9 protein-coding genes and 1 pseudogene are annotated in these 12,662 nt (G+C 40.5%); 3 read left to right on the plus strand and 7 right to left on the minus strand.

All coding sequences use genetic code 11. The features are described 5' to 3' along the window. Window positions 1-241: 241 nt before the first annotated feature. From Ga0466249_RS07730 to Ga0466249_RS07740, 3 genes and pseudogenes are all read right to left on the minus strand, one after another. Window positions 242-661 carry a MaoC family dehydratase gene (locus tag Ga0466249_RS07730; RefSeq protein ID WP_215828882.1) on the minus strand — a complete coding sequence of 140 codons (420 nt, stop codon included), beginning with the start codon at window positions 659-661 and terminating at the stop codon, window positions 242-244. Between the two features lie 140 nt (window positions 662-801). Next, window positions 802-2,343, minus strand: a pseudogene (locus Ga0466249_RS07735) (acyl CoA:acetate/3-ketoacid CoA transferase); the annotation flags it as partial. Between the two features lie 98 nt (window positions 2,344-2,441). Then, complete coding sequence (locus tag Ga0466249_RS07740) at window positions 2,442-3,842, minus strand: GntP family permease (protein WP_215828884.1); 1,401 nt, start codon at window positions 3,840-3,842, stop codon at window positions 2,442-2,444. A gap of 305 nt (window positions 3,843-4,147) precedes the next feature. On the opposite strand from Ga0466249_RS07740, the gene Ga0466249_RS07745 reads away from it, so the two are divergent. Next, on the plus strand, window positions 4,148-5,938 hold the full coding sequence (locus Ga0466249_RS07745) for a sigma-54 interaction domain-containing protein (RefSeq protein ID WP_246588551.1): 1,791 nt from the start codon (window positions 4,148-4,150) through the stop codon (window positions 5,936-5,938). A 386-nt stretch (window positions 5,939-6,324) separates the two neighbouring features. Here the strand turns inward: Ga0466249_RS07745 and Ga0466249_RS07750 are convergent, their stop codons facing one another. The 4 genes from Ga0466249_RS07750 to Ga0466249_RS07765 form a co-directional block, all read right to left on the minus strand. Further along, window positions 6,325-6,912, minus strand: a complete 588-nt coding sequence (locus tag Ga0466249_RS07750) for a nucleoside/nucleotide kinase family protein (protein ID WP_215828886.1) — start codon at window positions 6,910-6,912, stop codon at window positions 6,325-6,327. Window positions 6,913-7,064: 152 nt separating this feature from the next. Then, window positions 7,065-8,810 (minus strand): ABC transporter ATP-binding protein, encoded by a 1,746-nt coding sequence (locus Ga0466249_RS07755; protein ID WP_215828887.1) that lies wholly within the window; start codon window positions 8,808-8,810, stop codon window positions 7,065-7,067. A gap of 350 nt (window positions 8,811-9,160) precedes the next feature. Beyond that, window positions 9,161-9,799 carry an RpiB/LacA/LacB family sugar-phosphate isomerase gene (locus tag Ga0466249_RS07760; protein WP_215828888.1) on the minus strand — a complete coding sequence of 213 codons (639 nt, stop codon included), beginning with the start codon at window positions 9,797-9,799 and terminating at the stop codon, window positions 9,161-9,163. Between the two features lie 292 nt (window positions 9,800-10,091). Further along, window positions 10,092-10,664, minus strand: coding sequence for an acyloxyacyl hydrolase (locus tag Ga0466249_RS07765; protein ID WP_215828889.1), 573 nt, complete (start codon window positions 10,662-10,664; stop codon window positions 10,092-10,094). Between the two features lie 424 nt (window positions 10,665-11,088). On the opposite strand from Ga0466249_RS07765, the gene Ga0466249_RS07770 reads away from it, so the two are divergent. After that, entirely contained in the window at window positions 11,089-11,922 is an 834-nt protein-coding gene (locus Ga0466249_RS07770) for a protease complex subunit PrcB family protein (RefSeq protein ID WP_215828890.1), read from the plus strand. A 191-nt stretch (window positions 11,923-12,113) separates the two neighbouring features. After that, window positions 12,114-12,656, plus strand: a complete 543-nt coding sequence (locus tag Ga0466249_RS07775) for a hypothetical protein (RefSeq protein WP_215828891.1) — start codon at window positions 12,114-12,116, stop codon at window positions 12,654-12,656. Window positions 12,657-12,662: the final 6 nt, after the last annotated feature.

A 12,662-nucleotide genomic window follows, 5' to 3' on the forward strand; every position in this document is an offset into this window, starting at 1 on the left:
TGTACTCCCTACGAAGAATTTTTATTATCATTCTAACATTTTTTCAACCTATTTGGAGCACCTAGTTATCCTTCATAAAGTTTTGGATCGAAGCTCTGCATTTTTAACTCAAACAGCAAGATAAGCGAATCGCCCTAAAAAAGCCAAAAGCTTCAAGAGCATTATACTCTTGAAGCTTTAAATACATCTGGCCGCCCGGAGGACTTGAACTACCGGCACTTGCATCTCCTGCTGTGTGACACTAATCTTTCTTCATAACTGTAGCTTTACCATCCACTACTACTGTACCGTCCTGGTTGGTTGCAACGGTTTTTAGCATCAAGCGGTTTTTGGCATCAATTTTCTCCATTACTTCGACTGTTGCAGTAACTGTGTCCCCAAATTTCACGGGTGATTTAAATGCCAGCTCTTGGGCAAGATAAATCGTATTAATACCGGGGAGTTCCGTGCCTAGTACCGCAGAAATCAATCCCGCTACTAACATACCGTGAGCAATCCTTTCTTTAAACATCGTATTTTTGGCAAATTCAGCATTAATGTGGACTGGATTAAAGTCGCCACTTAAACCAGCGAAAGTATATACGTCATGCTCTGTTACCGTCTTTGATATACTAGCCTTATCGCCCACTTGGATATCTGCGTATTTTATATCACATGCCAAGATAATCCCTCCCTGATTTGCTGAATAAATTAACTAACTTCTCCGATTTTCTTCAATTTCTCAATTAAAGACGGCAATATTTCTACTGCCTGACCGATAATATCGTCTTCAGACGGTTGCTTGATTGACGAGACATTTCCTAATCCCATTGGTTTATCACTAAAAATACGTTTATCCATTATCTTGAGTTCAGGTGAAATAATCGGTTTAAACTCCATCAAAGCCAAAATGTCCTTTTCTAACTCAACGCCGGGAGCAATCTCAGTAAGGGTTAATCCTTCTTCCTTGAGTTCAAACACGGCACGTTCAGTAATATACATAACAGGTTGCTTAACACTCAGGGCATATTTTCCACTAAACGTAATTTGTTCCACATGGTTTAGAAACTTTTTAGCCATCCCTTCGTGTTCTATAGATAGATTGCCGTCTTTCACTTTGACTTTGAGACCACCCGCTGTAAAGGTACCACAAAAGATAACGCGCTTGGCATTTTGCGTAATGTTGATAAACCCACCGCAGCCAGCCACTCTTCCTTTAAATTTACTAACATTAATATTACCGTAACGATCTGTTTCAGCAAGCCCCAAAAATGCCAGATCCAACCCGCCGCCATCGTAAAAGTCGAACTGATATGGTTGATCAAGAATAGCTTCGGCATTAATAGCCGCTCCGAAGCTTAGCCCTCCGGCTGGTACACCGCCAATCGGTCCGGCCTCTACTGTCAAAGTCATCATGTCGCCAATGCCTTCTTCATTAGCAACCATGGCTACCCCTTCTGGAACACCAATTCCTAAATTTACCGTAGCATTAGGAATTAGTTCCAAGGCCGCGCGCCGGGCAATAACCTTGCGTTCATCCATGAGCATAGGAGAAATCGCTGATAAAGGGATCCGAATCTCACCTGAATAAGTCGGATTGTAGTGTTCAGCATAAGTCTGCATATGACTTGCCAGATCCTCTGCTACCACAATATAGTCCACAATAATTCCGGGAATTTTTACATTCATAGGGGAAAAAGTGCCATTAGCCACAAGACGTTCCACTTGCACAATGACTATCCCGCCAGAAGCCTTGGCAGCTTGTGCAATGGATAAAATTTCCAGGGAAACGGCTTCACGTTCAATCGTAATATTGCCCCTTTCATCGGCACTTGTTCCACGCACCAGAGCTACATCAATTGGAAAAGGTTTGTACCATAACAGCTCTTGATCACCTAGTTCAATAATCTCAACTAAATCTTCTGTTGTTACACCGTTAATTTTGCCACCTTCTACGCGAGGATCAACAAATGTATTAAGACCAACCGTAGTAATCACACCAGGTTTCCGACCAGCAACACTACGAAACCAATGGGTCAGTGTACCCTGTGGAAAATTATAGGCCTCAATTTTATTTTCAACAGCAAGCTTGCCCAATTTCGGTGCCAAATTCCAATGTCCACCAATGGCACGTTTAACCATTCCTTCATTACCAAAATGATTAAGACCACGATCTTTACCGTCACCTTGACCGGCACCATAAACAAGGGTCAAGTCGCGTGGAGAACCCTGCTCTAAAAATCGTTTTTCCACCGCGGCAGTCAATGCTTCGGGATGACCATTACCGACAAATCCACTTGTGGCAACAGTTGTGCCATCTGCAATTAATTGGGCGGCTTCTACCGCCGTAATAATTTTAGCCATAATGCTCACTCTCCTCATGCTCTAGATCGTTTTCCGCATCTAGAATGTAATGAAGCCTGCTGTGCAAATCACACAGAAAGCTTCATTTTTGCAACGTCTTACAGGATTCCCGTTAAAGTGTGAAGAAGTATAACAACAAACACCATCACGGATTTAAGGACTGTCAATACAAAAATATCACCATAAGAATCTTTATGAGTCATACCACACACTGCAAGTAAGGTAATAACCGCGCCGTTATGAGGCAGCGTATCCATACCACCGGAAGCCATAGAAGCAACCCGATGGAGTATCTCCGGCGACATGCCAATAGAATTAGCCCAAGACAGCCAATCTTTTGACATTAAATCCAGTGCTATCGACATACCTCCTGAGGCAGAACCGGTGACACCAGCAAGAACATTAACCGTAACCGCTTCCGAGACTAATGGAGAGCCGCCAACCTTAATATTCATCAAGGCAGTAGATATTGCATGAAAGCCTGGCAACGAAGCAATTACATTGCCGTATCCAACCTCAGACGCAGTGTTTAAAATAGCAAGGAGCGAACCAATTGCCCCCGCATTGAGTGATTTAGCTAAACCACTTGTTGTTTTAAGGTTCTTGTAGCCAAGAACGATAACAAGTAAAATTCCCGTAACAAGAGCAATAATTAGTGACCAGATACTAATTACATTTTTCACCTCTGAAGCCGTTAACGGAAGTTTCATAGCTTTAAACGGTTCTAACATATTCGGATCCCAAACAAATAAATTGTTCATGATAAAATTGACTACTAGAACAGCAATTAAGGGTAATATGGATAGTTTCCAAGAAGGAAAGGTAGTATCTTCTTTAATTTCAGTTTCATTAAGGGTGTGATTGCCATAGCCCTCGCCAGCAATCGCGGCACTTTTCCGGCGATGTTCCAGCCACATAATGCCCAGTGTAATGATCGATAACCCACCAAATAAGCCCAGAATCGGAGCTGCATAAATATTTGTACCAAAGAAATTAGTGGGAATCAGGTTCTGAATCTGAGGCGTACCTGGAAAAGAATCCATCGTTGCAGTAAAAGCACCTAGTGCTATCGTTGCGGGTAATAGACGTTTGGGGATATTGGCTTCTTTAAATAAGGCTGAAGCAAAAGGATATACTGCAAACACCACAACAAATAAACTTACACCACCGTAAGTAAGGACACAGCCAGCAAGAACTACAGAAAGGATGGCTCGTTCCTTACCAAGGCCTTGAATAATGGCATGAGCAATGCCCTTTGCCAAACCCGTGTCTTCCATGAGCTTACCAAATACGGCGCCTAGCAAAAAGACCGGGAAAAACGACTTGATATAAACAACACCTTTAGCCATAAACAACTCAGTATAAGCCGGCATGATGGACAGTCCTGACAGTGAAGCCGCTAACAATGCAAATATTGGGGCAAACAAAATAACGGAAAACCCTTTGTATGCAAAAAACATAAGCAAGAAAAGGCTGAGAATAATACCGATTACTTCCAAAATAATAACCTCCCTTATATTGAAGTTGAAAACGACACATCTCCTGCAGGAGCTTTCGTCATATATTATTAGCAAGAAACATGCCAACATACGAACCATTAAAAGGCTGGATAAAATCTGGGTTTTCCAAACTACAATTATGAATAATAGTTTGTATAGCGTATATAAAAATAGACAGTTGTATATAAACATCTACACTTCATTGCAATTCATGAAAACAGAACTAGATAGCGAGTGGTAAATTGGTTATAATAAAAATGAATGGAAATATCTGAATGATATTGGTAGTAACAGGAGGTTCCACTTTGCAAAAGCATACGCATGAAAAACCGGCTATAATTACCAAACCAGCCTTCTTAACTGAAGAGATCACTACTGTTCTTAATTCAGTGTATAATGGCGTCATGATTGTCAATAGTGAGGGACGAATCGCCTTAATTAATCATGCTGCAGCATCACTCATCGGATTTTCATCAGAAAAAATTATCGGTCGGCCAGTTGATGACGTTATTCCCAATACTGGGCTGCTGCGAGTACTGAAGACCGGGATTGCTGAAATCAATCAACACATGAATATGGGGCAAGAAATCATACTCACCAATCGATCCCCTATTTATAAAAAGAATGAAATAATTGGCGCAGTTGCTATTTTCCAAGACATTACCGAACTGACAGCTGTTATAACAGAACTGGAAGACGTCAAAAAACTGAAAAGTACGTTGGAATCTATTTTAGAAGCACTTGAAGAGGGCATTGTAGTAATAAATAAGCAAGGCATTATTACCAAAATGAATCGAGCCTACGGTAATTTTCTCGGATTAGACCCACAAAAAGTTGTTGGGAAACCAATTGTTGACGTTATTCAAAACACTCGAATGCACTTAGTCGCTCAAAGCGGGAATGCGGAATTCGCTGAATTTCAGCAAATCAATAATCATGTCTGTGTTGTTACACGAATACCTATTTTAAAAGATGGCGAAATCATTGGTGCTGTAGGAAACGTCATATTTCAGGACGTCAAGGATGTAAGAGTTCTTGCTTCAAAGGTGAATAAATTGCAATCTGAATTAGAATTTTATAAAGAAGAATTCAGCAAAGTAAATGTTGGGAAATATACTTTTGAAAATATAATTGGCAATAACGAAAAAATGGTATGGCTTAAAAAGATTGCTCTAAAAGCCGCAAAAGGTACTTCAACGGTACTAATATTAGGTGAGAGCGGCACTGGAAAAGAGTTATTTGCTCATTCGATTCATAATGCCAGTACCCGCCAGCAAGGACCTTTGATTAAGGTAAATTGTGGTGCGCTGCCTGAAACACTGTTAGAAGCAGAATTATTTGGTTATGAGGAAGGCGCCTTTACGGGTGCCCGCAAAGGTGGAAAACCAGGAAAATTTGAATTAGCCAATGGCGGAACGATTCTGCTTGATGAAATTGGCGAACTCCCAATCGCAATGCAAGTTAAACTCTTGCGTGTACTCCAAGAACGGGAACTCGAACGTGTGGGTGGCACAACAACAATTAAGTTAAACATTCGTGTTATTGCGGCTACCAGCCGGGATCTGGAAAAAATGATTGAACAAAATCAGTTCCGTCAAGATTTATATTATCGACTAAATGTATTTACATTAAACATCCCACCACTACGGGAAAGATTGGATGATATTCCAGCACTATGCGAAATACTCCTAAAAAAAATTAATCGCCAAGTTGAACATTGGGTCGAAGAAATATCGCCTGCCGCCTTAGATTTACTGATGAAATATTGTTGGCCCGGCAACATCCGTGAATTGGAAAATGTGTTGGAACGGACTATTAACTTAATGGATGACGAAACCGTCATCCATCCGGAACATTTACCGCCAATTTTAAAAAAAGCCCATGGAGTCTTGACCACAGAAGATAATTCAGCAGCCTTTGATCTAGAAATAATAATAAATAAAGCTGAGCAACAAGCTATTAAACGGGCACTTGATGCGTCAGGGGGCAATAAAACCAAGGCCGCTAAGATACTTGGAGTTCACCGTTCCGCATTTTATCAGAAAATGCGAAAATACAACATGGTGGATATAGATACTCCCCCGCATCTCCTGTAGATAGTCTTCATTCACCACGAGTAAGCGCCCAGATTGTTCCAACCCTAGCGCACGTCAAAAGGCTCCATAGACAATATGTCTACGGAGCCTTATTTTACATAGGATGGCAGGTGGGAGAAGCCTACGTTGCGCGTAGCAATCGTAGCAATAAAAAAAGGTACCCCGCAAAGAGCACCTAAAATCAGGACATTAATACATAAACAGTTTAAAAATAACAAACGACACTACCCTTACCTGCTACATGAGTGATAACCGTCACAACAAAAATAACTTGCATAAAATATGTACCAAGTCTAGCCACATGATCACCCCAAGAACAGTTTAACATTCTTTTAGCGTTCAGTGATACCGGAAATACTTGGACAAATCGGCTCGACTTTCCTGATCTATTCTGCGGGTTCCTTTCCTTCCATGGCACAGGTCTTATGACTTGAATTCGCTAAGTCCAATATAGCGACAATCTGACGCATCGTAACCTCAATAGAACCCGTATTTTTCACTACATGATCAGCAATCTGCCAATTATTAAACTCGCCATTAGCTTCCGCATATTCAAGCAGCACCTTAATATCCTCTGCGCTTTTCTCTTGAGCTAAATAACGGCTGATAATCTCATCTTTGTCAACTAGAATATAGATGGATTCCAAATGCCCACTAAGTAACTTTTTCAACTGATTATAACCAGTCGCATCGATATCCACAACCGAAACAGGATGTAGTTTGATTTTATTGAGAACTTCATCTTTGCTAAGTCCATAGGAATCGCCAGAATAATTGGCTTTCTCAATATGTTGTATCGTGGCAAAATCCGCCTTGCTGACAAAGTAATAGTCTTTGCCGTTTTCTTCATTCTTTTTGGGAAGACGCGTAGTATGGCTTACTAGCGCAGGAATACCATAATTCTCAAAAAGCTGTTTCACGATTGTCGTCTTGCCTGATGCGGGCGGACCAATAATTGCATACAACTTATTCATCCTAAATTCCCCCTGAAGAAAACTTTTTCAGTCCTTACCTATATTATCGATAATTTATCTCTACTACTTAAGAGTTATTGACTTTTAAAGTTATCAACATTGAAATCGCCCTTATTCCTGCTCCTTTGGTGATAAGCTTCTTATTCCATCTGCTATTTAGGCTGTCCGCCATGGTTTCTTTTTTTAAATTGGGTGTTGTATAGTTTGCTGTAAAGCCCACCGACTGCTATGAGTTCGGTATGGGTGCCTCGTTCGACGATTTGGCCTTTATTCATGACGAGGATTAAGTCGGCTTGTTGAACGGTGGATAAACGGTGAGCAATGACAAAGGAAGTCCGACCGATCATAAGCGTGTCCAATGCCTGCTGAACCAAAGCTTCGCTTTCGGTGTCAAGAGCGGAAGTGGCTTCGTCGAGAATGAGAACGCGGGGATTTTTCAAAATCGCCCGGGCAATAGCAATTCTTTGCCGCTGTCCGCCGGATAGCTTCGCTCCCCGTTCGCCAATCATGCACTGATATTGTCCCGTCGTATTCATAATAAATTGATGGGCATTGGCTGCTTTAGATGCAGCAATCACCTGCTCTTCAGTGGCATCAAGATTGCCATAGAGAATGTTTTGATAGATAGTGCCATTAAAGAGAGTGGTTTCCTGGGGAACGATACCGATTTGCTTGCGAAGAGATTCAAGCGTCACAGTCTTAATCTCAATACTGTCAATAGTAATGTGCCCGGACGCAGGGTCGTAAAAGCGGGGAATCAGGTTGGCAATAGTGGTCTTGCCCGCACCACTCGGACCGACTAGGGCGACCATTTGACCGGGATTGGCGGTAAAGGTGAGATTGGTAAGAACAGGTTCGCCGGGTTTATATTCAAAAGTGACGTTGTGGAACTCGACTTGGCCCTTGATAGGGGGCAGAGGAACAGCGCTAAGGCAATCAATGATAGCGGGCTTGATGTCTAGTACGTCGAAGACACGCTGGGCGGCGGCCAGCGCGCGCTGGATATTACCGTAGACATTGCTCAGACGTTTGACAGGGTTGGAGAGGTTAGTTGCCAAAGCAATAAAGGCGACAAGATCGCCAGAGGTGATTTCACTTTGGATGACTTCGCGCCCGCCATACCAGATGATGGCAGTTATCCCAAGGGCCGAAAAAATATTGATGATTGGAGTGATGACCGCCGAAACTTGTACGGTTTTCATTTGCGCACGGAAATTGTTGTTGTTTTCATTGTCGAAGCGGTTCAGTTCGTATTTTTCCTGGACGAAGGACTGAATGATTTTGATCGACGAAATCGATTCCTGGAGAAAGGCGGTAATGTCCGCAGCCCGTTCTTGGAGAATCCGGCTTTTCACCCGAAGCTTGCGGCCAGAGATGTTGATCGCCTGGATGATGAAGGGAAAGCTAATAAAGGTCAGCAAGGAGAGCTTCCAGTCGATGTAAAACATATAAGCGATGGAACCGACCAGAACGACGGACTGGCCAACCAGGTCGATCACGTTGTCAACGAGGGCACTTTGCAGGGCACTGACGTCATTGGTAATGTAGCTCATAATGGCCCCAGTTTGGCGGGATTCAAAAAAAGCCAGTGATAGGCGCTGCATATGCCGATAGATAGCTCGGCGGATGTCGATGACGACTTTCTGGGCAACGTAGGCCATAAAATAAGTTTGCCCGTACAAAAATACGCTTTGCAGGACAATGACAACGACAATACTAATGGTGATGTAATTAAGGGCGGCAAAATCTTTACTCACAAGCACTTTGTCGATAAGCTTGCTGACGATAGCGGGGATATATAAGTTTGCTCCTTGAGCCAGAGCGGTACAAGTTAAAGCGACAATAATTCTTAAGATATATGGTTTTACATAACTAAGCAGACGCAGGTAAAGATTCATTTTTCCTCCTATTGAGATATTAGTTCAAATAACAACCATTGCAAGTTTGCTACAACGTCATTTAATACAGATAAGCTTCCCTTAGCCTTCAAAGCCAAAAGTTGACTGACCCAAATAACAAGGTTGATAATGTCTTATTTGTCACCATGTTATTGCGTCTTTAAATATAGCATATTCTGTCAAAATTCGCTACTGGAGTCCCTAATTTATTACCTACCAAATTGAGGAACATCTCACTGTAGCATCCCTTTAACATACAAAACTATGTAACAGGTACCAAAAAATACAAAAGCGACAAGACTCCGAATCCCTGAAGCCTTGCCGTTACTATATTCTCATTTAGACATTGGTTAAGCTAATACTTGCTTGATATAATCCGCAATTTTATGATTTTTGCAGTTTGCAAAGAAGTATTCCTGAAATCTTTCTCCACTGACTGCCCCCTTTAACAACTCTTGATCAATATTTCTTAAAACAGTCATAATATCTTGCTGAGTTACTTTTTTTACTTCATCCAAGATTTTCTTGTTTCGTTGTTCTGGAATTACTCTTTCTTTTGGATAACCTTGTCCGCTTTCACCTTCGAATAATTTCTCGAAAATATATTGAAGATTTAACTCAGCACCCCAGCCAAATCCTTTTGCAAATGGTAAAGCAATTGCATTTCCATTATTGATTTGAGCAAACATATATGCGTCGGATGAGTCCACCACATGTCCACATAACACTCCTGGAAAAGCGTTGCAAGCTAACATCGCACCTTCTCCTGTACCGCATCCTGTTATTACATAATCTGCCGCTTTTGAGTTTAACAATATGGCTGCAAGAATTCCATTTTGCACATAAGTCAATTGTTGCTTATCATCTGCACTATACATCCCGTAGTTGAATACTTCATGTCCCATTGGTTCTACCACTTTTTTCAAAGTGGTAGAGATCATTTCATTTTTAGCTGCTTGGCTATTTTCATTTATTAATGCTATTTTCACGTTCCATGCCTCCCATAATATAATTTATACTATATATCAATAGTATAACATACCGTTATTTCATATTCTTGCCAATATTTCTTATAAATATTGCATATATTGAACATAATTACCATAGGAAAAGATGTACGGATACAAAAACATGAACCGTTACCTTAATTTTTAAAAAATGGCAAGGCTCAGAGCTCCTGAAGCCTTGCCATTGCTATATTCTAGCTGCAATCACCGCTTTAAATGTACATTTTTTACCACTATCCTTGTTTAATTTGTCACCGTCACGGAATTCTCTGATTTAAAAATTTGTTACAAAACCAACTGAAACTCCATGGGCGTTATAAGAAGGATTATGAGCTTCGGAATGTAAACCATTAGAAACATGCATTAGCATATATCCGATACTTACTGAAGAATTTGGGCTGAATTTATAAATAAATCGAGGCCCGATCCGCCACATAAAATTATAATATTCCCCTCCGGCCGGAAACTTCTTATTATATACGATAAATCCACCGCTCATATCTACTACTGCAGATAGCTTGCCAGAGCGATACTTTTCATTGCGAACCATGTAAACAGGCCCAATACCTACTGCCGAACTTTCTTGTGTCTGAGTCTGTTGCTTAAAAATTATGTTTCCTTGTGGCCGAGTAATTGTAATACCGCGATATACAGACCTACCCTTTTTTTCAGAAATTTTATTAAGTATATGTAGTGACACCGTATCAAGATCGCGGGTTTTTGCAGTTGGTGTCAAATAGTCCCAATCCATTTCAAGCTTAGAATCATTCGCATAGCAATATGACATTCCCGGCATACAAACCAGTAAAAAGTTAATGATAATTACCAAACAAATTAAATTACGCACAATATGCCACTCCTGCTTATATGATTTTTTTATAATGACAATTATTGTGTCCACTTACACCCCAAATACAGCACTAGGCCTGCTTTCTCTATTGCAAAAACTAGTAACCGTAACCAGAATTGTTGGACACTACAATCTTTTCTCAACTAATGAACTATATGACAATGTAAATTATATCATATACATACATGATTATTCTCTTTTTATTCGCAACCTACTAGAAATTCTTTACACCACTGGCACAAGGTTTAGAAAATTGTTTGCAAATCTAATAAAGCCTTGCTATTGATTTTTTTTACAATAAAGTAAATGCGTCCTGCATATAAATGGGTTTTCTAAACTTATAATACACCAAAAAATGTTTGGCATTACAAAATCATTTTCGAAGATAATATTATCAAAAGCGTAGAAAGGGCGGACAGCTATGAAACACAAATGCGGACAGAAAACTAGACGAAGACGGTACAAAAAATTTCTAGCTGCAATTGCTAGCGCAGCCGTGCTGTCGTCGACATCGCTTCCAGGATTGCCAATCTCCCCTGTTCATGCTTCAAACAAAAATGATTTTAATGACAATTCGAATCTACCCCTAATCCCAAGCGATTCACACCCCACGGATATTGCTTGGCCAAATCATGGGATACGCAAACAGGACGAAGCAAACAAGCCTATTTTTAAACGAAAAGAAGATAGCCAAACACTCGGAATCTTAATTAAGATAATGAATCAAGGAAATGCTTTGTCATCCTCGTTAAACAGCATCGCTCCTAATTCAGCAGTACCCGGTGCACTGCCAACCCGTTTAGCTAAAGGGCAAATTCTGTATCAAACAAATACTTTTAAAGATTGGGCCTGGTTGGGCAATGCTTATCCTAAGGATATGACGTTTGGTGCTTTTCTTCAAGACCCTAGGTCTTCGCTTGAAGCCTCTACCCTTATTTCGGATAATCCCACAAATCCGCTCAACGGTGTTGATTTCAACAAACAATTTGTTATATATGCTTATCTTGGTTCGGTAGCTACTCAAGGTTATGGCATTGGTATTGAATCAATTACGCAAACAGGAAATAGCCTTGACGTCACAGTAAGATTCAAAGACCCTCCCTCAGCCGGAGGTGATCTACCGTCTACCAAGCTTGCTGATTTTATTCCTGTCAACCGTGGAAGTCTGGACTTTACTAAGCCGATTCACATCACGTTCAGAGATTCCAAAGGAGCAGTGCTAGCTAACTACGATGTCCCGCTGGCAGGAAAATAAAACTCGGTCCTAAAAGCTGCCACTCATCTGGCTAAATAGCCTATGGGTGGCATTATTATACTTATATGGTGCGCCCCTATAATGCATTGAGGATAAATTTTTGCCCACTGGCAAAGGCAGTTACCAATATTCCGGTATCTAGCAGGCAAATGAGGTAATACTAGCTATATTAAATAATAGGAGGACTTACGATGAATAATCAAGCAATTTTGTGGTCTATATTATTCCTACCCTTTCTGACTCTATTTTTTATGAATAAAGACGACTTAAAACGGTATTTGCCTGTCGGTATACTATCCGCATTCGCAAGTACAATAGTAGGCGACATAGGAGTTACTTTAGGCTTTTGGGTTCACCAAGAAACAGCTTATCCGTTTTATGATATAATGCCTTTTGATATTGGTTTAAATATGGTTTTAACAATGTGGCTATTCAAATTCACTTACAAGAAATTCGGGATATATTTGGTTACTAATATAATACTAGATATAGTATTTGCATTCTTTCTTTTTCAAATTTATTTCCCCAATAAAGGCATGATGCGTTTAGTCGACATTTCTCCTTTCCAAACATTTTTAATTGCTGTAGTACTCGCAATAATGTTATATAACTATCAAATATGGCAAGAAAGTATCTTTGCCCACGTTGAAAGAAGTAGTTTTTTTCCCAATTTACAACCAGCAGCCACCAAGCCATTACCGAAAGGCCATGAAAACAAAAAAGAAAATGAATAGGCCTAA

Origin of the sequence: Pelorhabdus rhamnosifermentans (genome assembly GCF_018835585.1) — a bacterium.
Classification (GTDB): domain Bacteria; phylum Bacillota; class Negativicutes; order UMGS1260; family UMGS1260; genus Pelorhabdus; species Pelorhabdus rhamnosifermentans.